The organism is Gilliamella sp. Nev3-1 (assembly GCF_001690435.1).
Classification (GTDB): Bacteria; Pseudomonadota; Gammaproteobacteria; order Enterobacterales; family Orbaceae; genus Gilliamella; species Gilliamella apicola_C.
The window spans coordinates 16,150-41,483 of record NZ_LZHN01000066.1 but is presented as its reverse complement, the minus strand read 5'-3'; the positions used below and the strand labels follow the sequence as shown (position 1 = coordinate 41,483).

Sequence of the window (25,334 nt, the reverse complement as noted above, 5' to 3'; positions counted from 1 at the left end):
CTTATGCCGCTGTGGTGACTTTTTCGATATTGACTAAAAATGATTTATATTCTGGTGTTTGCGAATTAGCATCACCTAAATGTGGTGTTAATTCATTAACCAAAAATCCTTTCTTTGTCTGACCAGTGAATCCCCAAACAATTGGAATTCCAATGGTTTCGATTTGTTTACCATCAACAGTTAATGTCGGGAGTCGTTTAGTGACAACGGCTTTCGCTTTGATATAACCTCGGTATGACGTCACTTTTACGGTATCACCTACCTTTATGCCTTTTTTATTTGCAAGATTTTCACTTAGTTCAACAAATTGCTCGGGCTGAGTAATTGAAGCCAGCCTTGCATGTTGTGTCCAAAAATGAAAATGCTCAGTGATGCTGTACGTCGTGCCCACGTAAGGGAATTGGCTAGCCTTTCCTAAGCGTTCCAAATCTTCTTTAAATGCACGTGCTACAGGGCTACTTATTTGATTTGGATGTAATGGATTATTAGTAATAGGTGTTTCAAACGGTTCATAATGTTCTGGGAATGGGCCATCGACTAATCGGTTTAAACAAAACAATCCACCTAAACCATCGTTATTCATAATAAAAGCGCCTGCCCCTGTATTTGGTGATAATGTTGCAGTAAAATCAGGCACATCATTACCAACCCAGCTTGAGCCGTTCCATTTTACTAAAACTCGTTTAGGATCCCACGGCTTACCGTTTTCATCTGCTGAAGCGCGATTATAAAGTACGCGTCGATTCATCGGCCATGACCAAGCCCAACCTGCATGAATACCTTTACCTGATGGATCACTTGGATCGCGTCGTGCCATTTGGTTGCCTTGCTCAGTCCAAGAGCCACAGAATATCCAAATGCCTGATGATGTTGTACCATCTGCTTTTAATTGCGAAAAGCCACTGAGTAGCTGTCCTTTTTTAAGAATCACATTGCCATTGGCATCAGTGATATCAGCCAGCGCACGCCCATTGTAATCTTTGGCTAATTCTTCAGCCGCTGGCCCTTGAGGATCTTCATAGTCCCAAACTAAGTTATCAATTGGATCGTGATAGGCTCCCCCTTCTTGAGCATATAGTTCTTTAATTCTTAAAAAGATACGAGCAATAATTTCAGGATCATATAAAGATTCATAAGGTGGGCGAGCAGCAGCCCAATGCCACTGTAGCCAGCGAGAAGAGTTCACTATTGTTCCGTTTTCCTCAGCAAAACAGTTTGACGGCAATCTAAAGACTTCTGTTTGAATTTTGCTAGAGTCAACATCATTGGATTCACCATGGTTTTTCCAAAACTCAGCCGTTTCTGTTGGCATTGGGTCAATGCTAACTAAAAATTTTAAATTAGATAAGCCGTCACGGATGCTATTTTTATCTGGTAGCGCAGCAAGAGGATTAAAACCTTGGCAGATAAAGCCATTAGCCTGACCATCACGCATCATTTTACTGAATCTTAAGATATCATAGGTTTTATCCCATTTGGGTAACCAATCAAATCCCCAATTATTATCTATAGTCGCTTTATCACCATACATCGACTTCATAAAACTGACAAAGAATTTTGGGTAATTTCCCCAAAAGTTCACTTCACTTGGACCAAGTGGCTTTGGTGTTTTTTCTTCCAAATACTGAGTAAGTGAAACTTGAGAATCTTTTGGCAAATCAAGATAGGCTGGTAAACGATTGGATAGCAAACCGACATCGGTTAATCCTTGAATATTTGAATGCCCGCGTAGCGCATTAATTCCCCCCCCCATGACACCTATATTGCCTAAGATCAGTTGGATCATCGCCGCTGTGCGAATAATTTGTGTACCATAAGTATGCTGTGTCCAACCTAATGCATATAAAAAGGTTGCGGCTCTATCATGAGTTTTTGTGCTAGCGAGTGAACGGCAAACATGTAGAAACCCTTCAATTGGGCTACCAGTGACCTTATTTACCATTTCAGGGGTATAACGGCTAACGTGCTGTTTTAATAAATTCCAAACGCAACGAGGGTGGCTTAGTGTTTTATCCCGAAGGGCATAACCATTTTCATCTTTTTGATATGCCCAACTGCTTTGATCATATTGGCGGTTAGTTGCATCATAGCCACTAAATAAACCGCTATTGGCGTCAAAATTAAAATCATCACACACAATTAAGCTAGCATTGCTGTGTGTAACTAAATAGTCGAAATTAACTTCATTATTAGTAATAAGATAATTAATAATACCGAGTAAAAATGCAATGTCAGAGCCCGCACGAATGGGGACATAATGATCTGCAACCGAAGCTGTTCGATGAAAACGAGGATCAATTGCAATTAATTCTGCACCATTATTAATTTTTGCCTCTATTGCCCATTTAAAACCAACAGGATGAGCTTCTGCAGCATTTCCTCCCATCACGATAACAACGTTAGCATTTTTGATATCATTCCAGTTGTTGGTCATAGCGCCACGACCAAAGGTGGCAGCTAAACTTGATACAGAAGGACCATGGCAAACCCTAGCTTGGGTTTCAAGGCTTAACATACCTAAAGCGCGGGCAACTTTAAATGCTAACCAACCCGTTTCGTTACTAGCCGCTGATGTAACAAGCCAACCAGTGGTTGTCCAGCGATTTACTGTGGTGCCATTTTTATTTTTTTCAATAAAGTTTTTATCTCGGTCTTCTTTCATTAAACGAGCGATGCGGTCAATCGCTTCATCCCAACTAATGCGTTGCCATTTATCTGAGCCTGGAGCTCGATATTCTGGGTATTTAACACGTTGTTCGCTTTTTATAAAATCAAGTACACCTGCCCCTTTCGGACAAAGTGATCCTCGGCTTACAGGATGATCGGGATCGCCCTCTACGTGAAAAATAGATGATTCAGCATTTTTTGCACCATCTCCACGACTATAAAGTAACATTCCGCATCCAACAGAACAATAGGTACAGTTATTACGGGTTTCTTTTGATTTGAGTAATTTAAATTGGCGAGTTTGTGCGAGCGCCACATTTGGAGCGAGTCCTAATGTGGCGATGGTTGTTCCTGCCATACCACCAGCACAGATCTTAAAGAACTGTCTACGGTTAAATAGCATATGGACTCCTTAGAAAACTGACATTACATTATTTATTATATTTTTAAAGCTATAAACTTTCCTATTTATATCAATAATAATCGTTTCTTATGCAGAAATAAAGGGAAATGCAAGTATGAATTGCCAAAGTTTGACATATATCAAAAAATAAGCTCATGCTCGTTTTAGTTGCCGAAAATATGGAAAGGAAATCATATTGATATAAAGAAGTTTTAGGTAAAATATACGTCTTAGTTTAACAAGTTTTCGATTTGATTATGACAAGTTAAAAATATTAACTAAATGGTTTAGCAAGCTCTTTCTTTCGTGCATTCTTATCTGATAATAGGCACTTTAGCAGTGTTTTAAGTGGACATAGTTAAGTCACAGCATCTAATTAGTAATGCATATTAGATTATTGCTTATTAATATTAAAAATAAGAATAAGGTTTGGCAATTTTGCGCTTTTTAGGCTTTTTCTTTTTTTGTGGCTTAAGCTGCCAGCTGGAATTATCCGCTACGTAAATTTCATTTAGCTTTAAATCATAGGGGATGTCTTTTAGCGTGTCGGCAATTTCGTCATAAGGCGAGGGTAACGTAAAATATAAGCCATAATCGTTATCAACAATCAGTGTGCCATATACAATCTTCTGAAATTTGCTCAAAGAGCATAGTTCTTCCATGGTAATACCTGCATATAATTCATTTTTATATTGATTTTGGTATTTCCCTTGGTAGTTTTGGTTGCATCCTATGCCAATGATATCGCCATCAAATGTGGTTGTTAGCGTCAATGTATCATCATTTAATGAATAAAAACTCTGTCTAGTCATCTCACTCATTGAAAAATGAAGCTCGTGTTCTTGGCAGTTAATATCAAAATATTGATACATTTCATCGAGATATGAAAGAATGTTATCACCAATTTGAATATTAGCAATTGATTTATAACTAATAATATCAGCAGTAAAATCAATCATTGATTACCATCCTGAAGTTTGCACATTACTGTCTCATTTTTGCTATCAGTTTGATTGCTTATCGACATAATTATCAAAACCAGTCAGCCAGATAAATTGTATATTGTACAGTTTGCCTCAATTTATGTCATTCATGATAAAATTTGTTGATAGTGCTGTAAAGATGAGTGGATAATAATCTAAGTATGACTAATCGCTAGTAACGCGTAATAGTTTGGCATTTTTCTGACGCAGTTTAGTGATGAGCTGTTGTAATTCATCTTGAAAATCATCGATTTGTTGGGTGATTTGCATCAAATCTGCTATTAATGTTGTTAGCTCGTTGCTATTAAAAACGGCATCAGTTTTGTAATAATCACTGATTTTTTTTAATTGTTTAAAGCTACGCCAATTTGTTGATTTGCTAAATATTTTACTATGTAGCTCTTCGTTCATAGCAAATTGTACCTGCCGTTGATTATCAATATGGATAATAAAATGTAATCCCATTAGTTTAAATACCTTATTGAGCTGGTCATGTAAGTGATTATTTTATGCGTTTATAAGATGATTTGTTGTGTGATTAATCTGATTTTATCATAATAGTCAGATATGTCATTGGTGGTTAGTTCATCGCCATAATTGCTGATATGAAAGTAATCATGCTCAGCATGATGGCAATAAAATGAAAATAGTGTATATTCAAAAATCAGTAAAATGCCTTTTACTACCTCGTTATAATTATTCGTTTTTCCTAACTGTTGATAGGCTTTTGCTAAGGCTTGGCAATTATTTAATAGTTGATTAAATGTTGATTTATCAAAAAAACTTAGTTCATGCAATTGATACAAAAATGATTGTTCATCTTCTGCTTGAGCTTGATGGATTATGGCGTTTTCCAATTGAGTGATGTTTTGTATATGGCTCATTTTCTATTGGCTTTTCTATTTATTGTTTATCTACCTTCACTTATAGTTTACTTATAAATGATACTCTAAAGTTTAATCCCAAATTATGCAGTTTTAAATTATCAAATAATAGTAGCTAATCATATACTTTAATTAAATTTTTTTAGCCTTCATTATTGGGTAATGTCCATTTATATCAGTCAGCCTTTAGTGAAAGTTGTTAAGTTACTTAAATCATTTTCGTTGGTTAAGCTATTTAGTTGCTTTGGGTCAGCAAGCTAATATGTGATGTAATACATGACAATAATTCTATGAAAATTTTGTCGAAGATTGCCAGCTCAAAATCATCTAGATCGTTTTGGTATTTCATTACATTATCGATACCATAATTTGAATAAACGGTGCAAGTGGCATGTATTATACCCTCTGTGATTTGAATATTGATGATATCGTTATCAAATAGCTCAATGCCGTTAATTGATAATTTGAAGCGAAGATAAATTCGGTGTTTTAAGATATCAATATGTACATAGCTAGCCATATTATGTACTGTAAATTGATCAGCAATATTGGTTTGTAATAAAATGCCTAATTGATTAAGTTGAGTTGATAAATGTGATATCAATTCGATCACTTTTTTATTAGAAGACATCACCATGCTTAAATGCTATAACATAATTTATGTGCTAGTACTATTTGTGTTAAACAAGCATATTGTGTAAAAAACATAAGCCATTTATGTTTAATCAGCATATTGTAAAAAAGCGTCATTTTCAATATAGAAAATAAAAGAGTTAAATAAATCTTCTAATGTTGGATTACCTAATTCATTGTTAGCAACTTCAATAATATCTTCAATATCGGCTTTTTCTAGCGTTGGGATCCAGTCTTCTTCTATTGCTTTTTGGGAAAGACCTGAATCAAAATTATTTAACGCATCATCATCCAAAAACCGGCCTTGTGTATCAAGTGTCCAAGAGGAGTGATCAGCAGGAAGATAAAAAAAATGATTTGGCATATCCTTTATGTTAGAAAGCACATCACGTATAGCGATAAAATCCATAAATTCCTCTTAAATAACTTGCATGAGATCGTTGCATTTGTAATTAAGCGTTTGTAATAAATACGCATTAGTTTAATGCAACTTGAGGTAAGTGTCATTATGGCTAAATAAATAATTTATCCATTTAATCACCATCGGCAAGAATTATTTCATCTTCACTGGATGCTTGCTTAAATAGCAAAACGAGTTTTTGGATCTCGCTGTCATTATGCTGATGTAACAAATTGATTAATATTTTTTGATGGTCTGGGTAGATTCTTGTTTGGCCATAAGGATCAATCATAATGCCAGTTTTTTGTCTTAAATAAGTAAAAGCGTGATCAAGCAATTGGGCTTTTTTATCGTTTAAAACCAGAGATGATTTACTGCCATCTTGATCCGATAAATAGGAAAAATCTAACATATTTTATATTTCCTAGCGTAGATAATATGTTGATTAATAAAAATTACATAAATCAATAATATATTGAGGCACATTTTTACGATAACAAATGCTCTTTTTTAAACCCATAGAGCCTTGCTTTGCACATTTTAGCAGATCATCATCACGAATAATAAAAGTACTATCTTCAAGAAAAATATCAATGACAGCTTCGGCAAATGAATTTGGAATATAGTTTAGAGCAAGATTAAAAATACGGTTTTTAGCTTCATTATTTTCTAATAATGATTCAATGATAACCGATGCATTTTGCTGCCATTTGTTAGCCAACAAGATAAAATCTTGCTCATTGATTGTTTCTTGCAGAATGATGTTAACTACCATGTTATAGCCTTTAGCTTACAATGAACAAATAATATTGCACTTCATTAAAGTTATCTCCGAATTAGCGTATTTTTGAATTATTTGATTAATGGGTTTATATCATCGATAGTTTGCATTACTCTAGTTGTAATTAAAGGCTTAAGTGTTTTGTTCATCGTTTCAATTTTAGCTAAGTTTGAGCCATTTTTATCATCTAAATAACCTTGCTCTCTTAGTGATGCAACTAATGTGGAAAATACGCCTTTATCAAAGAATTCAGGCGCATTAATACCATGTAAAATGGATAATCTTTCAGCAATGAGTCGTGCCTCTTTTTCTAGTGTTGCACGGCTAATTGTTGGATCTTTTTGCAATAAAGAAAATGCAATAGCATAACGTTGCAATGTATCTTTAGATGATGAAGCAATTAATTGTAATTCCGACATTTTTAAGTAGTTTAGTGTTAATTTATCTGGCGAATAACAAATTAGGTTTAATTCGGCATAGATTTTAATAATTTTATCTACATATTCAGTGAGTTGTTCATCATTGTGATAAACAAATAGCTCTGATTTGATTAACGGAAAAAGTCGTTTTACTTGTTCTAAAACTTCATCCGATGAAATCCGGTTATGTTTGAGTAAAATTCTAGCCACAATAGCTGGAATAATCAGTAAATGCTGAATATTATTACGATAATAAGTCATTAAAACCGCTTGTTCGTTAGTTAAACCAACAATTTCGCCAGCTTCGTCTGTGGTAATAACAAATTTTCCCATTTCTTTGGCATGCTCAAACAATTCTTCTGGCGTTTGTTCTGGAATGGTTATCAACTCTGAATAAGGAATATTTTTTAATAATTTTAACAAATAATCAATCAGTTCAATTAATCTAACTTTCGTTAATGCACGTTGATCTGCCGCTAATAATATTGAACAGCATAAGTTCATTGCATTGATTGCAGCTGAAGAGTTGATGTGCTCCATAATTTGTTTGGCAAGTAAATTGGTTGTTGGTGTTAACCATTGAGGGCGTTGAGCACCAGTCGGCTCGATTGCATCTCGCCATTCTGGAACTTGTTGGTTCAAAAATTGATTTAACGGTATTGGTTGACCAAAATTCACATAGCCAAATCCCAATTTTTTTAATTTTAAAAATGCTTTTAGAGTACGCCACAAGCTTTCTTTTTCTTTCTTTGCTCCTCGTAGCTCATTGGCATAGGTAGCGACTTCTAACACATGCTCATAACCAATATAAACAGGAACAACGGTAATCGGTCTTGCATCACCACGTAATAATGTTTGAATTGTCATCATTAACATACCTGTTTTAGGATCGAGTAATCTACCTGTACGAGATCGCCCACCTTCAACAAAATATTCAACAGCATAACCACGGATAAAAAGTTCCGCTAAATATTCTCGAAAAACAGATGTATAAAGTTTGTTACCTCGGAATGAACGGCGAATAAAAAATGCGCCCAATCGCCTAAAAATAGGTCCTGCTGGCCAAAAGTTCAAATTAATGCCAGCAGCAATATGAGGAGGAACTAATCCTTGTCGATAAAGCACATAAGAGAGTAATAGGTAATCCATATGGCTGCGGTGGCAAGGAGCATAGACAATTTCATGCCCATTTTGGGCAAGCTCTCGAACAGGATCGGCATTAGTGACTTTAAGACCTTGATAAAGCCTATTCCACGCCCAAGTCAGCACAAAATCGGTTATTCGTAGCATACGATAAGAAAAATTAGCGGCAATTTCATTTAAAATAGCTAATGCGTTTTGCTTTGCTTTATCAAGGTCAATATTTTTACTTTTTGCTTCTTCTTGTATTGCTTCGCTAATTACTTGCTTTTTTAGTAAGTTATTTAGCATCGCTTGACGAACAGGAAGCTTAGGTCCGATTGATGCCATACGTTGTTTGGCGAAATGGATGCGTGCAACGCGTGCTAGTTTATGCGCTAAAATAGGAAGATCTTGCTGTTTATCAACATGAATATCTTTAAATGAAACTGTACGAGAAAATCGAGTATAACAATCTCTGCCTGACGTGATGATTTTTAAAAATTTGCTAGTTGCGCCAAGTACCTGTAATGATAGTTTTTTCTTCCCTTCGATATCAGGCTTGCGACCAAACATAACCGAAACAGGTAACATTTGGACATCAAGATCATGATTTTGTTGATGTGCTGAAATATAATCTCTTAAAATTTCAATTGCTTTATTTTTTTGTTGGTTGGATGCAAAAATACCAGGCCCTTTATCAATATAGATGTAAGCGGGAATGTTTTTACCATTGATATCTAAGCCTGCTAATGGATCAGGTAAATTATATCGCAAACAAAGCGATCGCAACACCATCAAATCAATTTGAGAGTTATAAGGTAAGACATATAAAATTGGTTTATCGGTATCAAGGTCTAGTTCTATTATTGGATCGGTAGGAACAGGTTTACTTTTCACAAAAAGTTTCACCAAGATTTGGATAAGAAAAAAATAAGCTTTAGCCCACCAAGAAAACATAAAAAATAAACCTCATACCTTTGTGTTATTGATATACTTAACTGACCTTAATTGTTTACCCATCAACCCACCACAAGCAAGTATTTTGCATGTAAACAGACATAGTACTCTTTTGGGGCATTGAGATAAGCAATGAATTAAGTATATACTGTTATCGTTTAATCGTTAGCAAATTTGCACAACCTTTAGACTATATGATTTAAAATCCACTAAAAGATAAGATGATAACGATATAGTAACATGATAGTCATATTATATCGGTTTAATGCTATCAACGCCACGAATGTAACAGGCTTTTATTTCCAATGCTGATTTTATAAGTAATTTTTTATCTTTGATTTTTTTCTCAAGTTACTGAGTATAGCCTATCTAATTTATAAAAAAGATGATTATTTTTGTAACACTCTTTTATTTTTTGTAAAAAAGATTATCTTATTAAGCATCCCAAACAATTCCCCATAAGTCTATTAAACACGATGAAATTATATAGTCTTTCTCGCACCAAAATTAGCATTGCATTTATATCAGCATGTATAACGACCCCTTATAATACAACCCGTTTTATCAAGGATTTGATTGCTGGAATTACGGTTGGTATTATTGCTATCCCCTTAGCAATGGCATTAGCAATTGCAAGTGGCGTGCCACCACAGCATGGGCTATATACCGCAATTATAGCAGGCTTTATTATTGCATTAACGGGTGGTTCTCGCTTTAGTGTTTCTGGCCCTACTGCCGCATTTGTCGTTATTTTGTACCCCGTATCATTACAATATGGATTATCAGGATTACTCATTGCAACACTACTATCTGGCATATTTCTTATATTAATGGGAATAATTCGCTTAGGTAGATTAATCGAATATATACCATTACCTGTTGTATTAGGCTTCACATCAGGTATTGCTATTACGATAGCAACTATGCAAATTAAAGATTTTTTTGGCTTGCAGCTCGAACATATGCCAGAAAGTTATATTAGTAAAGTGATTGAGCTAACTAAAGCACTACCTACCATCAATATAGCAGACACCTTAGTCGGAGCTGTAACACTAATAGTATTAATTATGTGGCCAAGGCTTAAATTAAGAATATCTGGCCACTTACCTGCACTCGTTGCCGGTATTATAGTCATGTTTATTTTTAATCAATTTGGCTATCAAATTGAAACAATTGGTTCACGTTTTACCTATACATTAGCCGATAATACCCTAGGGCATGGTATACCCTCTGTACTACCAGAATTTGCTTTACCTTGGCAACATACTGATTTTAAATGGGATTGGTTAACACTCAGCGCTTTATTACCGATTTCGCTTACCATGGCCATGTTGTGCGCTATAGAATCGTTATTGTGTGCAGTAGTATTAGATGAAATGACGCATACCAAACATCATTCAAATAGTGAACTCATTGGCCAAGGGTTAGGTAATATTATTGCGCCGTTTTTTGGTGGAATTTCAGCAACTGCTGCTATCGCACGGTCGGCAGCTAATGTCAAAGCGGGGGCAACTTCACCTATTGCTGCGGTGTTACATGCCTTGGTTGTTTTACTGGCGCTTATCTGTTTTGCGCCAGCATTATCATTTATTCCACTTTCGGCTATGTCTGCGCTATTACTTATCGTGGCATGGAATATGAGTGCGGTTCAACGCGTTATTTATATTATCAAATGTGCACCTAAAGACGATATTTTAATTATGTTGCTTTGTATGTCACTAACAGTACTATTTGATATGGTGATAGCTATTACATTGGGAATCGTGCTTGCATCAATTCTATTTATGCGCAGAATAGCCCGAATGACGCGTTTAGTTGAACTTAATCGCAGTAATGACAAAACCTTAGTACTTCGTATTAATGGACCGCTGTTTTTTGCTGCTGCTGAGCGTACCTTTTTAGAAATTTATCAAAAAATTAATGGATATCAACACATAATACTACAATGGGATGCGGTACCCATACTTGATGCTGGTGGGCTTAATGCTTTAATACATTTTATTGATGAGTTACCTGAAAATGTTGATTTATCAATCTGTGAGTTGCAATTTCAGCCATTAAAAACATTAGCTAGAGCTAAAATTGTTCCTATTTCTAACAAACTCATGTTCTATTCAACATTAGACGAAGCACTGAAAGATAAAGATTAATTTTAAATTTAGTTTTATTATATTGTCTAATTTATATGCACAGTAATTGTTTTATCAAAACAATTACTGTGCAATGAATTGTATCACAGCCTTTCTTTTCACTGATTAATCACTTGTGACAAAACCACCTGTCTTAAAAGTGATTTTAATTTCAAACCCAAATTTAACTTATAAAATAGGAAAGTAATATGATATCTAACCAAAATAATTTATACGGTCTTAAACAAAAATCAAACTGGTTTATTTTAGTGGGTGTTATTTTAATTATATTAGGAGGCTTCGCATTAGGTTATCAGTTCATTGCAACTGTTTTTTCGGTCTATGTTATTGGTTCATTAATTTTGATCGCGGGTATTATCCAAGCACTACATTCATTTCAGGTTAAAAGTTTCGGTCAATCTGCACTATGGGCTGTAATGGGGGTACTATATATTTTTATTGGTTTAATGTCATTTTTCCAACCTGTTACCGTTTCGTCCGCTTTAACCTTAGTGGTTTCCTTTTTGTTAATTATGAGTGGTTTTACGCAAATATTTGCTGCTATGAATAACCGTGATTTACCTCGTTGGGGGTGGATACTCACATCCGGTATTATCACCCTCATTTTAGGATTTATGATTATCACTGGTTGGCCATACGACAGCCTTTACGTTTTAGGTATGTTTTTAGGTATTGATCTTATTTTTCAAGGTTGGGCATATGTCGCTATTGGTTTTGCTTTAAAGGCCATCAATAGTAAATAGGTTCGTTCACTGCTCACAATCAAGCTATTTGCCATTAGCGGTGACTACTGATTGTGAGCAGATCAATGTTTAATGTCGTTTAGGTTTTTAGTTTTTTAATTTTTGGTTAAAGCATTAATTTTTATTTAAAATAGTTAAATATTTAGAGCGTTACATACAAAAACAGTCTTTTATGACGACCTTTTCATATTTTAAGACGGCAATTTACTTTAGGTATTGACGCATTCCCATACAAAATAGCTACAACAATCATTTTCAGTAGGTATACAAATTACGGATATACAAATTGTATGCATACTACTTTTAAAAATCATTCAGAAAAACTATTGATTTTATTGGATTTTTTTACTTGGTTTAACTAGTCTACGCTGTTACAACCTAGTAATCCACTTATTTATAAGTAGATGATTTTTTAATTATATTTAGTTTTTTTTGCATATTTTAATGCCAGCAAAAGCGTTGCTATTGTAAAAAATAGCTAATTATTTATAGCTTTTGTTGGTTTTCGCTTTTACTTCTTGCATTGTTTGTAAAATTCGATGATAGTTGGCAAGCCTGGATGGTGCAATATTACCATCTTGCACGGCTTTTTGTAGCAAACAACCTGGCGTATCAAAGTGATTACAATCACGAAACTGACAACCGCCAAGATAGTTATCAAATTCTTTAAAGCCACTTATCACTTGTTCAGGCTCTAGATGCCATAAGCCAAATTCACGTATTCCTGGTGAATCAATAATATCGCCACCATTGGGTAAATGATAGAGCCTTGACGAGGTTGTTGTATGTTGCCCAAGACCAGATATTTCTGAAATACCACCAGTCATCGCCGATTGTGATTGATGAGGTAATAGCAAATTTATAATGCTTGATTTACCCACACCAGACTGACCAACTAAAATTGAAACTTTACCTTGCAAGATATCTTGTAATACTGCAATACCTTGTTGATGCTGGCATGAAACATACAACACTTGATAACCAATATGAGTATAAATCGCCAATTTTTTTTCAACCTCAGCACGTCGCTGATCATTGATTAAATCAATTTTGTTTAAAACAATAATGGGTTGTATATCAGTACTTTCACAAGCGACTAAATAGCGATCGATAATATTAAGTGATAATTCTGGCAAAACAGCGGAAATAATCACGATTTGATCAACATTAGCCGCAACAGATTTTACCCCATCATAAAAATCTGGTCGAACAAGTTCAGAATGCCTAGGGTGAACGGCTTCAATAATACCGTTGGTCTTTGGCTCTAAACTTTCACGCCACACCACTTTATCACCAGTCACTAACGAAGGTAACGTACGTCGAATACTACACCGATAAATAAGCCCACCACTATCTTCAACATCAGCCGTTTTACCAAAACGGCTTACCACCACACCATCACGAGGTGATGAAAAACTTGCTAGGTTTTCATCTTGCCTTATGGCTAATCGTTGTTGATGTTTTGCCGCCACACGTCTTTTTTGATTATTGGAAAGTCGATTTTTTGCCATAGTACTCATTTTTTGCTAAAACAGATTGTCAATTATGCTACACTACTGCGTATCAAAAAGAAAATTTCTATCAAAAATTATGAACAACCAACCACAAATTAACAGTAGTCATCTTATTTGGATCGATCTTGAAATGACAGGACTTAATCCAATAACCGATCGTATTATTGAAATTGCAACTATTGTGACTGATTCTAACTTAACTATTCTTGCTGAAGGACCTGTAATTGCGGTTCATCAATCTGATGAGCAATTAGCATTAATGGATGAGTGGAACCAAAACACCCACGGTAAATCAGGATTAATTGAACGTGTTCGAAAAAGCACAATCACTGAACAACAAGCCGAACAGCAGACTATCGAATTTTTAAAACAGTGGGTACCTGAAAACTGCTCACCTATTTGCGGTAATACCATTGGTCAAGATCGCCGTTTTTTATTCAACTACATGCCTAATTTAGAAAGCTATTTTCATTATCGCTATTTAGATGTCAGTACCATCAAAGAACTAGCCAAACGTTGGAAGCCTGAAATATTAAAAGGAATTAGCAAACAGAGTTCACACCAAGCGCTTGATGATATTCGTGATTCAATTGCCGAGCTGGCTTATTATCGTCAGCACTTTTTTGATCTATCAAGATAATTGATTGATATGCAAATTTTATATACCGTTTTATTATATTTGATTCAGCCCTTAGTGTGGCTAAGGTTACTTTGGCGCAGTCGTAAAGCTCCGGCTTATCGAAAGCGGTGGCGTGAGCGCTATGGTTTTTGTAAAAAAAAAGTGAAAGCTAATAGTATGTTAGTGCATGCCGTATCAGTCGGTGAAACGATTGCTGCGATTCCACTCATTAAAGCGCTACAACAGCAATACCCTAATTTACCTATTACTGTTACTACCATGACGCCAACAGGATCTGAGCGAGTTAAAGCATTGCTCGGCGATAGTGTCAATCATGTATATTTACCTTATGATTTACCTTGCGCGATAAATCGTTTTTTAAAAACGACCCAGCCTAAGTTAGTTATCATTATGGAAACTGAGCTTTGGCCTAATTTTATTTGCCAGTGCCATAAACGAAATATTCCATTGGTGATTGCCAATGCTAGATTATCGCAACGCTCTGCTAACAGATATCACAAACTAGGATCGGCTATTGGTAAATTATTGTCAAAAATCAGTATAGTGGCAGCTCAAAATAAACAAGATGGCGAACGGTTTGTCGCATTGGGGTTGCCAAACGATCATTTAGCGATAACAGGTAGTATCAAATTTGACATTAATTTAACGGATCAACAGCGGCAAACAACCACAAAGCTAAAGCAACAATGGCAATTAAACCAACCAGTCTTTATCGCTGCAAGCACACATCATGGTGAAGATGAAATCATCCTAGCTGCCTTTGAACTTTTGTTAACCAAACATCCTGATTTACTATTAATTATTGTTCCTCGCCATCCAGAGCGTTTTAAAGCAGTTGAAAAATTAATTAATGATCACGGGTTAACTTATATAAACCGTAGTAGTAAGCAAGTTCCTACTAAACAAACGCAAGTCATTTTAGGCGACACAATGGGCGAGTTAGCCACGCTTTATGGTCTTGCCGATATCGCTTTCGTTGGCGGTAGTTTAGTGAAACATGGTGGGCATAACCCATTAGAACCAGCTCTCCACCATATTCCTATCATTAGTGGCGAACATTTTTTCAATTTTAAAGTTATTTGTGAACAGCTTATTGCAGCTAAAGGGATGATCATTTGCGATAGCTCCCCAGCTTCCCTTTATTCAGCAATTAATGATCTTTTAGAAAATAACACCAATAGTAAACAGATTGGCGAAAATGCTTATCAAGTATTAAAACAAAATCAAGGCGCACTAGGTAGGCTTCTTGATGTTATCAACCCTTATCTTTGTGTCAAATAAGGCTCGCTTATGGACAAAAAACAAGGATTATTGCTAGTTAATCTAGGCACACCAAATGTGGCAACACCAGATGCAATAAAGCAGTATCTAACCGAGTTTTTGCTTGATCGGCATGTAGTTGATTTGCCAAAACTGCTTTGGTATCCAATTTTAAAGTACCGCGTAATACCTAAACGAGTGCCTTATATTATTCATCATTACCAAAAAATCTGGATAAATAACGCCTCGCCTTTATTGCATTATAGCCGATTATTATGTGATAAATTACAACACCATTTACCTAATATTCAATGTGAATTAGCCATGACTTATGGCGATCCCAATTTGCAATCTGCGTTAAATAACCTGCGATCATGCACAAAAATTACAGTATTACCTCTCTTTCCACAATATTCAACAACCACTACACTCGCAGTACTTGATAAAATCAAGCAAATTATAACTTCGCTCAATATCATTGATCATATTGACTATATTCGAGATTATGCCGATCATCGAAGCTATATCAATGCACTTTATTTACAAATTAAGCAGGCTTTTCACCACCAAGGAGAACCTGACGTGCTTGTGCTTTCTTATCATGGTATTCCTGAGCGTTATATCCATAACCGCAATGATGATTATATACAACGTTGCGAAATGACCACGCAGTTATTAGTCAAAAAATGTCGAGAAAATGGCATAAATATCCCCATTCAAATGGCTTATCAATCCAAATTTGGCAAAGGTAAATGGGTTACACCAAGCACCAGTAGCACACTACAAACATTAACTCAAAGAGGCGTTAAAAATGTGCAAGTCATCTGCCCAGGATTTTCGGTAGACTGTATTGAGACCATTTACGAAATTGACGAAGAAAATCGAGAAGTTTTTTTAAATTCAGGTGGCAAAAACTTTTATTATATTCCTGCATTAAATGACACTCATCTACAGATTAATTTAATTATAGATTTAATAAATTATATTCAACCAGTTAAACTTAAAAACTGATATTCAAAAACATAGTAACTTGAAAAGTTTTTACAACATAATACGATTAATAAAATAAAAAAGCAGATATTTTTCAAATAATTCAAATTTTAAACTAACAAATATTAAAACCAAGCAGTTATCTATCATCCGTATAATTGATAACGTATGATAAGCTAGTATTGAATAATTCTGTTTCTGAGCACTAAGGAGAAAATTAAGTGAAAATAATCATCATTGGCGCTCAAGCCGCAGGCGCAAGTGCTGCGGCAAAAGCCAAAAGAACAAACCCTGAGGCCACCATCCGTATTTATGAAAAATCGGATATTGTATCGTTTGGTGCTTGTGGATTACCTTATTTCATTGGTAACCACTTTACTGATGCCAATGAAATGATATCCAGAACACCAGCACAATTCCAAAAAGATGGCATTGAAATCAAGACGCAACATGAAGTTATTGCACTTAATGTTAATCAAAAAAAATTAACCATTAAAGATCTCAATACAGGCAATTGCTTTGATGATAACTACGATAAACTACTACTTGCGGTTGGTGCTAGCCCCATTATTCCGCCTTTTAAAAATAATCAACTAAAAAATATCTTCACCTTACGCGATCTACATGATGGGCTAGCAATCAAACAAGCGTTAACCAATCCAAATACCCAAAATGTTATTGTTGTTGGTGCTGGGTATATTGGGCTTGAAATAGCCGAATCACTCGTTGCCCTACAAAAAAAAGTTAAACTTATTCAGCTAGATGATAGAATTCTTGTTGATGCTTTTGATGAGCAAATTACCGAACTGATAGAAGAAAACATCAAACAACATTGTGACCTACACTTACAAGAACGCGTGTTAGGCTTTGAAGGGGCTCATACAGTCACTCATGTGGTTACCGATAAATCGCAATACCCAGCAGATGTTGTTATCATTGCAACAGGTGTAAAACCCAATAGTGCTATCTATAAAAACATGGGGATCAACACACTTGAAAACGGCGCAGTCATAACCAATCGCTTTGGGCAAACCAATATTACTGACATCTACGCCGCTGGAGATTGTACCGCACTTCACCATAGAATTAGCCAATCAATGGTGTATATTCCGCTTGCTACAGGCGCAAACAAGCTTGGTAAAATCGCAGGCGAAAATTTAGGCGGAGGACATAATGAATACCCCGGTACTATTGGCACATCAGCCCTAAAGGTTTTTGATGTTGAGGCAGGGCGAGCTGGTTTAACCGAAAGCGAAGCAAAAAAAGCCAAAATACCTTATAAAACTGTAATGGTTAAAGATAAAAACCATAGCAACTATGTTGCTGGACAAACAAGTGTAACAGCAAAACTAATTTACCATGCCGATACTCGCGAGATTTTAGGAGGGCAAATAGTTGGTGGGAGTGGTGCGGTATTAAGAGTAAATACGTTAGCAACTGCAATATGGGCAAATTTAAAAATTGATGACTTTGCCATGATGGATTTTCTGTATGCGCCACCCTTTTCCAGACCTTGGGATATTTTAAATATTGCTGGCTCTATAGCCAAATAAGCAGCATTAATGTATTTATAGTTATACATCAAATCATGTGATAAAACATAGATTGTTAACTAGATAATTGAATTATCAAAAGAGAGGCTAATTATGCCAGGTGCTATTTTTCAGGGAGCTTTTTTTGAAAAGTTCTTAGTAATTACCCATTATCAAACGCTCATTAGTATTGGACTATTACTTATTTGTTTTTTTGCGGTGATGAAACCGCTACAAGATAAAAAAGTTAATTTTTCAATTCGCATGTTAGTTGGTCTAATACTTGGTGCAGTGCTTGGTTTAGGGATCCAAGCTGTAGCAGGGTTTCCAGATATATCAACAATCTGGATGCAAGAAACTGCAACATGGTATGGGTTTTTTGGTCGTACTTTTATTGCCTTTATCCGAATGTTAGTGATACCACTCATTTTTGTATCGATTGTTAAAGTGATTCTTGACTTTTCGGGCAAAAAAAATCTACCGCAAATTGCATTTAGAGGGATTTTTTGGTTACTGTTTACAACGGCCATTGCCTGTATAGTAGGTATTTTGTTAGCGAATCTATTTGCCTTAGGTACAATGAGCTCAAACTCTGTACATCAAGCTCACGCAAAACAATACACCAATATTATTGATACCTTTATCAATCTAATACCTAGCAATATTATTGCATCAATGGTAAACGAAAACATTGTGGGCTTAGTTGTTTTTTCTGCCTTAATGGGGCTTGCCGCCAATAGAATGGAAAAGAAAAACCCACAACCCATTGCGTTATTTAAAACATTTATCGAAGCACTTTACAAAATCGTCATGTCAATTGCGATGACTGTTATTAAATACATGCCTTACGCGGTCATTGCTTTACTGGCTCGCACCATTATTTCTAATGGAATACCAGCAATTATTCAGGTTTCAAACTTTGTTGTTGCGGTCTATATTGCAACAGCGATTATGCTAATTATGCATATTACTATTGTCTTGATCCATGGTATTTCGCCAACGATGTTTATTAAAAAAGCGTTAGGAACATGGCTATTAGCCTTTACTAGTCGCTCATCAGTCGGCACATTACCTATGACTATCTCAACGTTAACCGTTCGAATGGGGGTAAATACTGGCACTGCCAATTTAGTCGGCTCGCTTGGTAGCACCATGGGAATGAATGGGTGTGCAGGCTTCTTCCCTGCTTTACTTGCCGTGATGGTAGCGCACATGGTTGGTATTGAGACTAATATCCAGTTTTATATTATGCTTGTCATTGTGGTGGTTATTGGTTCAATCGGCATCGCTGGCATTCCCGGTACAGCAACGGTTGCCGCAACTGTAGTCTTATCTGGCATGGGTATGGCTGAATACTTCCCTTTAATTGGTATGGTGTTAGCTATCGATCCAATTATCGACATGGCACGAACTTTAGCCAATGTATCTGGTGCAATGACAGCGGCTGTCGTAACTGATCGAGAAGTAGGGCTTATGAATATGACCGTGTATAACGATCCTAATGTCACTTTTGAAAATGAGCCATCAGAAAGCTAATACAAAAAGTAAACTATATAACCGAAAGGGCGCAAACAGTACCCTTTTCGGTTTCGAGTCTATCCTAAGAAAATTAAATGGTTTTTAACCACGCTTTAACATTGCTACCTAAACTTTTGTGTCGCATTGCGTATTGCACAAATGTTTGTATGTAGCCCAGTTTATTACCACAGTCATGGCTACGGCCTTTAATGCAATAAGCATCAACATTGTCTTCTTCAAGTAACATGGCAATGGCATCAGTTAACTGAATTTCACCACCAGCACCTAATGGTGTTTTAGCAAGTAAAGGCCAGATTTTTTCAGATAGAACATAACGCCCGACCACAGATTGGTTTGATGGTGCATCGTCAATAGAGGGTTTTTCAACAACACTATACATTTGTGCAACATTGCCTGCAGATAACACTTCACCACGACAATCAACAATACCATAAGAAGAGACTAATTCTTTGGGTACTGGCTCAACCATGATTTGGCTATGTTTGGTTTCATGATAATTATTAATCATTGCGGCTAAATTATCACTGGTTAAATCACTTTCATACTCATCAATGATCACATCAGGTAAAACGACAGCAAATGGTTCATCACCCACCAAAGGATAAGCACATAACACTGCATGACCCAGCCCTTTAGCCAAACCTTGGCGAACACTGGTTATTGTGACATGTTTAGGTAAAATACCTTGTACTTCTTGCAATAACTGACGTTTAACACGTGCCTCTAACATGGCTTCCAATTCAAAACTAGTATCGAAATGGTTTTCAATTGAGTTTTTTGATGAGTGGGTTACAAAAATAATCTCAGTTATGCCAGCTGCAATACACTCTTTAACCACATATTGAATCAGTGGCTTGTCAACAACTGGAAGCATCTCTTTGGGAATTGCTTTTGTTGCAGGTAACATGCGTGTACCCAAACCTGCAACAGGGATAACGGCTTTTTTGACTTTTTTATTGGTTGAACTGTCTAAATTTAATGTCATTTTATTTCCTTAATACAATTAACTAACAGTGGAGCTATAGGTATCGTCACTACGGCGATCATTAACAAATGTATTTTTGACTCGCACTGACTTTAACATATAAGCAATCCAAATACAGGTATAAATGATTGCTATAACAATATCTTTTATAAGAGAAAACTCGAATTTAAACTCAAATGGTAACACGATAAAAAAATACCAACATCTTTGAATTAGCTTAAAAACAATAAAACTGCTACTAAATATAATAAAAAAGTTAGGAAATTTATAACTTTTAGTAAAATATAAAAATATAATATAAGCGTTTAAAAGCAAAAATAAACAATTTAGACCGATGTCACCTAAAATAAACAGCCCCAGATGAACTGTTTGCATTTCCGTGTAGGGATCCAATAATTGTGTCCACACGTCGATAAAATTAATCACATTTAGTCTAGAAAAAATAACATATCCAATAAAAATAAAATAAAAAAATAATTCAATACCAACTAAAATTAGCCAACCGCCTAATCCTTTAAGTTCTTTTCCCTTGATCATTTTTGCGCCTTTTTAATGATTGATAAATCATTAGATTCAATGAGTGAAGAATTATCCCTATCTTTGGCTAAAGAATCAATAGCGATATAAACGATTTGGCAATTCTGCAATACAGCTTGTCTTACTACGAATTTGGCTTTACGGTCACGCGCTTCTTTTTGAGCTTTACTGATATAAAGGTCATCGTATCCATCATCATATAAAGAAGCCCTTTCGAACAAATTTGGAGTTCGCCAAAATGTTTCTTTGGGATAATCTCGTACCAAAATTTGATCAGTTAATTTACCTTTTATTCCAGCATAATAACTTGGTAAATGTTTGCTTTCTCGGCTTTGGGCAATATAAACACGTTGATAATTTTGTGTATTTGAGGGGAGTTTATTTAATAAAAATTCAAGACCTGATAGGTTTGAATACTGGCAATTTTCCAGCGTTAAAGGTGCAGTTCGATAGTTTAACGAACCGCACCCAATAAGTAAAAACAATGTAACTATAAACAAATTACGTAACATTTTTACTCTAAAAATAGTTAAAAAGCGAAAATATTGCTAGACATATATAACCTTAGTTACATTTTATCACTTACTTTTTCGGCGGTATGTGAAATGGCCTTTCCGCCAGATTCAACATCTTGACCAACACCTTTAACGGTGTTACATCCAACAACTAAAGTCGTCATTACTATACCTAATATTAACATTAACACTTTATGGAACATAAAATATACTCCTTTTAGTAACATGTTTATTTTAATGTAGCAAATGCTTCTGCCACACGATCGATATTATGGTGATTTAAACCCGCTACACACATCCTTCCGCTGCCCACCAAATAAACAGCAAAATTATCTTTCAATTGTGTAACTTGCTCTTTATTAAAACCGGTATAACTGAACATGCCTCGCTGTTTAACCAAATAATCAAAATTACGATCAGGTACAGCTTTTTTTAATAATTCAACCAGAGTTGATCGCATGGTTACAATGCGATTTCTCATTGATTCTACTTCTTTAAACCATTGCGCTTTAAGCTCTGGATGATTTAATACATAACTAACTAACTGCGCACCATAAGCTGATGGACTTGAATAATTTTGGCGAACAGTAGCTTGTAACTGCCCTAATACGCGACCAGCGGCTTGACTGTTATCACATAAAACAGATAATCCGCCGACACGTTCGCCATAGAGTGAAAATGTTTTCGAAAATGAGTTACTAACAAATCCACACAAGCCTGTCTCTGCCATTTTTCGGATCGCATAAGCATCATCATCAATACTTTCGCCAAAACCTTGATAAGCAATATCCATAAATGGAATAAGATCACTGGCCTTTAACACCTCAATCACTTTATCCCACTGCGTATGTGTTAAATCAGCACCGGTTGGGTTATGGCAGCAAGGATGAAGTAACACAATGCTTTTAGCTGGTAGTTGATTTAATGTTTCAAGCATTGCTTCAAATTTTACGCCACAAGTTTGCTCATCAAAATAGGGATATTTGTTTACCTTAAACCCTGCACCGCTAAAAATAGCGATATGATTTTCCCATGTTGGATCGCTGACCCATACTTGTGAATTTGGAAAATAACGATATAAAAAATCTGCCCCCACCTTAAGTGCACCAGATCCACCTAATGTTTGTATCGTTGCAATACGTTTGTTTTGATAAGCCACATGGTCGTCACCAAATAATAATGATTGAATTGCTTGGCAATAAGCGGGTAAACCACTCATCGGCAAATACAGCTGTGCACCTTGATTGAGATGATAAATATCATCACGAGCAGTTTTTATACATTGCAATTGGGGAACGATGCTGTTTTCATCATAATAATAACCAATACTTAAATTCGTTTTATTATCTCGGCTATCATTCATAAACTCAACGACTAACGATAAAATAGGATCCCCTGCATATGGCTCTACTTTTTCAAACATATTTACAATCCAAATTGACACAAAAAATAGTAATAAATTATTGTAGATTATTGCACCAACTAAATCAGCAATCAATCACTAAATAACAGGTTAACAACAAATAATTAAATTGATTTTTGGTTAGAAATTTGCAGCTTTTTTGCTAAAAAGAATTAAAGGTTAAAATAACTCAAAATGTAACGTTTTTTAGTGCGATTGATACTAAAACGCTTTATTTCCTGAAAATTTTTGACAAGCATTAGCACCTTTTGGTGCTAATCAGATAAGTAATTTATTTAGCTGCAATAACTTCAATTTCAACTTTAGCATCTTTAGGGATTCGTGCAACTTGGACACATGAACGAGCAGGGAAAGAAGCATTATTTTCAGTAAAAAATGCTTCATATACTTCATTTACAGCGGTAAAGTCATTCATATCAGCTAAAAAAATAGTGGTTTTAACGATATTATTCACTTGATAACCTGCTTTTGTGACAATCGCTTTAACATTAGCTAAACTCTGTTTCGCTTGCTCTTTCACACAACTTGGCATTTCACCTGTTGTTGGATTTAGTGGAATTTGCCCTGAGGCAAATAACATATTACCTAAATCGACAGCTTGAACATAAGGGCCAATAGCGGCTGGTGCTTTGTCAGTACTAATTACTTTTGCCATACTCGATGTTCTCCTTTTTAATCTATTAGTTGCTTTTTAATTATTAACATAATCAATGTGATCTTTTTCTCTTCCCTCATTTCAACAGGAACACAATTTTGTGTCAAGTCAGTGCAAAATTATGATCGTGGGACTTATTGAAATTTTCTGATATGATAATGGCAATTTTTCATTTATTACGAGAGTTAATATGTTTGAGAATTTAACCGACCGTTTATCACAGACATTCCGCAATATCAGTGGCCGTGGGCGATTATCTGAAGACAATATCAAAGATGCGTTGCGCGATGTGCGTATGGCATTACTCGAAGCTGACGTTGCCCTACCAGTGGTTCGTGAATTTATTAATCAAGTTAAAGAAAAAGCCGTTGGATTAGATGTCAGCAAGAGCCTAACACCTGGTCAAGAATTCATTAAAATAGTTCAAGCCGAACTGACAAGCGCAATGGGGGAAGTCAATAGTTCACTTAATTTGGCGACCCAGCCTCCCGCTGTCATGTTAATGGCAGGATTACAAGGTGCCGGTAAAACAACCAGTGTCGCTAAACTAGCTAAATTCCTCAAAGAAAAACAAAAAAAGAAAGTGCTAGTTGTGTCTGCGGACGTTTATCGACCAGCTGCAATTAAACAGTTAGAAACACTGGCTAAAGCGATTGATGTCGAATTCTTTCCATCTGATATTACTGAAAAACCGGTCAGTATTGTAAATAAAGCTATTTCTCATGCAAAATTGCAATTTTTTGATGTGCTCATTGTCGATACCGCTGGTCGTTTGCACATTGATAATGACATGATGGATGAAATCAAAGCGCTGCATCAAGCCATTAATCCCATTGAGACATTATTTGTGGTTGATGCTATGACGGGGCAAGATGCAGCCAATACGGCTAAAGCTTTCAATGATGCTTTGCCACTTACTGGTGTTATTTTAACCAAAGTTGATGGCGATGCGCGTGGTGGTGCGGCGCTATCCATTCGTCATATTACTGGTAAGCCGATAAAATTCTTAGGAATGGGGGAAAAAACTGACGCTTTGGAGCCATTTTACCCTGATCGTATTGCTTCGCGCATCTTAGGTATGGGTGATGTGCTATCTTTGATTGAAGAATTACAGCATAATGTCGATCGCGAAAAAGCAGAAAAAATCGCCAAAAAACTGAAAAAAGGCGATAAGTTCGATTTTAATGACTTTCAAGACCAACTCAAGCAGATGCGTAATATGGGCGGAATGGGGGCAATGCTAGCTAAATTACCAGGTGTTGGTCAACTTCCAGATCACATCAAAGCTCAAATGGATGATAAAATTACCATAAAAATGGAAGCAATTATTGGTTCAATGACATTAAAAGAGCGCGCTAACCCTGAAATTATTAAAGGGTCGCGCAAACGCCGCATTGCAAATGGTTCGGGAACTCAAGTTCAAGATGTCAATAAACTATTAAAACAGTTTGAAGATATGCAAAAGATGATGAAGAAAATGAAAGGTGGAGGCATGATGAAAATGATGCGCCAAATGAAAGGATTAATGGGCGGAGGGGGCATGGGATTCCCACCTCGTTAAATCACCATTTACACTGTTTTTTAGCTAAAAAATAGCTTGTC

24 protein-coding genes are annotated in these 25,334 nt (G+C 35.7%); 8 read left to right on the top strand and 16 right to left on the bottom strand.

The window, feature by feature from the left end; all coding sequences use genetic code 11:
* Window position 1: 1 nt before the first annotated feature.
* The 9 genes from fdnG to plsB all read right to left on the bottom strand — a co-directional run bounded on the left by fdnG (window position 2) and on the right by plsB (window position 9,249).
* Entirely contained in the window at window positions 2–3,070 is a 3,069-nt protein-coding gene (fdnG, locus tag A9G40_RS10745; protein ID WP_081302241.1) for a formate dehydrogenase-N subunit alpha, read from the bottom strand.
* Between the two features lie 410 nt (window positions 3,071–3,480).
* Complete coding sequence (locus A9G40_RS10740; RefSeq protein ID WP_065583036.1) at window positions 3,481–4,029, bottom strand: hypothetical protein; 549 nt, start codon at window positions 4,027–4,029, stop codon at window positions 3,481–3,483.
* A 189-nt stretch (window positions 4,030–4,218) separates the two neighbouring features.
* Complete coding sequence (locus A9G40_RS10735) at window positions 4,219–4,518, bottom strand: hypothetical protein (RefSeq protein ID WP_065583035.1); 300 nt, start codon at window positions 4,516–4,518, stop codon at window positions 4,219–4,221.
* A gap of 50 nt (window positions 4,519–4,568) precedes the next feature.
* A complete protein-coding gene (locus A9G40_RS10730) occupies window positions 4,569–4,937 on the bottom strand; it encodes an Imm41 family immunity protein (protein ID WP_065567373.1) in 369 nt (122 codons plus the stop codon).
* 235 nt (window positions 4,938–5,172) lie between these two features.
* The gene (locus A9G40_RS10725; RefSeq protein WP_065567372.1) at window positions 5,173–5,574 is read right to left on the bottom strand and encodes a hypothetical protein; all 402 of its coding nucleotides are present in this window, start codon (window positions 5,572–5,574) and stop codon (window positions 5,173–5,175) included.
* Window positions 5,575–5,658: 84 nt separating this feature from the next.
* Window positions 5,659–5,979, bottom strand: a complete 321-nt coding sequence (locus tag A9G40_RS10720; RefSeq protein WP_065567371.1) for a DUF7716 domain-containing protein — start codon at window positions 5,977–5,979, stop codon at window positions 5,659–5,661.
* 124 nt (window positions 5,980–6,103) lie between these two features.
* The gene (locus tag A9G40_RS10715; RefSeq protein ID WP_065567370.1) at window positions 6,104–6,382 is read right to left on the bottom strand and encodes a hypothetical protein; all 279 of its coding nucleotides are present in this window, start codon (window positions 6,380–6,382) and stop codon (window positions 6,104–6,106) included.
* A 33-nt stretch (window positions 6,383–6,415) separates the two neighbouring features.
* On the bottom strand, window positions 6,416–6,745 hold the full coding sequence (locus A9G40_RS10710) for a hypothetical protein (protein ID WP_065567369.1): 330 nt from the start codon (window positions 6,743–6,745) through the stop codon (window positions 6,416–6,418).
* Between the two features lie 77 nt (window positions 6,746–6,822).
* Entirely contained in the window at window positions 6,823–9,249 is a 2,427-nt protein-coding gene (gene plsB, locus A9G40_RS10705; protein WP_065583034.1) for a glycerol-3-phosphate 1-O-acyltransferase PlsB, read from the bottom strand.
* 476 nt (window positions 9,250–9,725) lie between these two features.
* Here plsB and dauA point away from each other — a divergent pair, with 476 nt between their 5' ends.
* Both dauA and A9G40_RS10695 read left to right on the top strand, forming a co-directional pair.
* Entirely contained in the window at window positions 9,726–11,399 is a 1,674-nt protein-coding gene (gene dauA / locus A9G40_RS10700; protein WP_065583033.1) for a C4-dicarboxylic acid transporter DauA, read from the top strand.
* Window positions 11,400–11,587: 188 nt separating this feature from the next.
* Window positions 11,588–12,142 (top strand): HdeD family acid-resistance protein, encoded by a 555-nt coding sequence (locus A9G40_RS10695; protein ID WP_065583032.1) that lies wholly within the window; start codon window positions 11,588–11,590, stop codon window positions 12,140–12,142.
* A 482-nt stretch (window positions 12,143–12,624) separates the two neighbouring features.
* Here A9G40_RS10695 and rsgA read toward each other — a convergent pair whose 3' ends face one another.
* A complete protein-coding gene (rsgA, locus tag A9G40_RS10690; protein WP_065583031.1) occupies window positions 12,625–13,653 on the bottom strand; it encodes a small ribosomal subunit biogenesis GTPase RsgA in 1,029 nt (342 codons plus the stop codon).
* A 79-nt stretch (window positions 13,654–13,732) separates the two neighbouring features.
* Between rsgA and orn the strand changes: the two genes are divergently transcribed.
* From orn to A9G40_RS10665, 5 genes are all read left to right on the top strand, one after another.
* Window positions 13,733–14,296, top strand: a complete 564-nt coding sequence (gene orn / locus A9G40_RS10685) for an oligoribonuclease (protein ID WP_065567364.1) — start codon at window positions 13,733–13,735, stop codon at window positions 14,294–14,296.
* A 9-nt stretch (window positions 14,297–14,305) separates the two neighbouring features.
* Complete coding sequence (gene waaA / locus A9G40_RS10680; protein ID WP_065583030.1) at window positions 14,306–15,577, top strand: lipid IV(A) 3-deoxy-D-manno-octulosonic acid transferase; 1,272 nt, start codon at window positions 14,306–14,308, stop codon at window positions 15,575–15,577.
* Window positions 15,578–15,586: 9 nt separating this feature from the next.
* Window positions 15,587–16,567, top strand: coding sequence for a ferrochelatase (gene hemH, locus A9G40_RS10675; protein ID WP_065583029.1), 981 nt, complete (start codon window positions 15,587–15,589; stop codon window positions 16,565–16,567).
* 200 nt (window positions 16,568–16,767) lie between these two features.
* Window positions 16,768–18,099, top strand: coding sequence for a CoA-disulfide reductase (locus A9G40_RS10670; protein ID WP_065583028.1), 1,332 nt, complete (start codon window positions 16,768–16,770; stop codon window positions 18,097–18,099).
* A gap of 93 nt (window positions 18,100–18,192) precedes the next feature.
* Window positions 18,193–19,614, top strand: a complete 1,422-nt coding sequence (locus A9G40_RS10665) for a cation:dicarboxylate symporter family transporter (RefSeq protein ID WP_065583027.1) — start codon at window positions 18,193–18,195, stop codon at window positions 19,612–19,614.
* 73 nt (window positions 19,615–19,687) lie between these two features.
* Here A9G40_RS10665 and galU read toward each other — a convergent pair whose 3' ends face one another.
* The 6 genes from galU to A9G40_RS10640 all read right to left on the bottom strand — a co-directional run bounded on the left by galU (window position 19,688) and on the right by A9G40_RS10640 (window position 23,732).
* Window positions 19,688–20,602 (bottom strand): UTP--glucose-1-phosphate uridylyltransferase GalU, encoded by a 915-nt coding sequence (galU, locus tag A9G40_RS10660; RefSeq protein ID WP_065583026.1) that lies wholly within the window; start codon window positions 20,600–20,602, stop codon window positions 19,688–19,690.
* 18 nt (window positions 20,603–20,620) lie between these two features.
* Complete coding sequence (locus tag A9G40_RS10655) at window positions 20,621–21,139, bottom strand: DUF2569 domain-containing protein (RefSeq protein WP_065583025.1); 519 nt, start codon at window positions 21,137–21,139, stop codon at window positions 20,621–20,623.
* Window positions 21,136–21,651 (bottom strand): hypothetical protein, encoded by a 516-nt coding sequence (locus A9G40_RS10650; RefSeq protein ID WP_065583024.1) that lies wholly within the window; start codon window positions 21,649–21,651, stop codon window positions 21,136–21,138. Before A9G40_RS10650 ends, A9G40_RS10655 begins: the two co-directional genes overlap by 4 nt.
* 56 nt (window positions 21,652–21,707) lie before the next feature.
* A complete protein-coding gene (locus tag A9G40_RS14405) occupies window positions 21,708–21,839 on the bottom strand; it encodes an entericidin A/B family lipoprotein (protein WP_202115353.1) in 132 nt (43 codons plus the stop codon).
* 44 nt (window positions 21,840–21,883) lie between these two features.
* The gene (locus A9G40_RS10645) at window positions 21,884–23,077 is read right to left on the bottom strand and encodes an amino acid aminotransferase (protein ID WP_065583023.1); all 1,194 of its coding nucleotides are present in this window, start codon (window positions 23,075–23,077) and stop codon (window positions 21,884–21,886) included.
* 271 nt (window positions 23,078–23,348) lie between these two features.
* Window positions 23,349–23,732 carry a RidA family protein gene (locus tag A9G40_RS10640; protein ID WP_065567357.1) on the bottom strand — a complete coding sequence of 128 codons (384 nt, stop codon included), beginning with the start codon at window positions 23,730–23,732 and terminating at the stop codon, window positions 23,349–23,351.
* Window positions 23,733–23,922: 190 nt separating this feature from the next.
* Between A9G40_RS10640 and ffh the strand changes: the two genes are divergently transcribed.
* Window positions 23,923–25,293: a signal recognition particle protein gene (ffh, locus tag A9G40_RS10635; protein ID WP_065583022.1), complete on the top strand. Its 1,371-nt coding sequence runs from the start codon at window positions 23,923–23,925 to the stop codon at window positions 25,291–25,293.
* Window positions 25,294–25,334 lie beyond the last annotated feature (41 nt).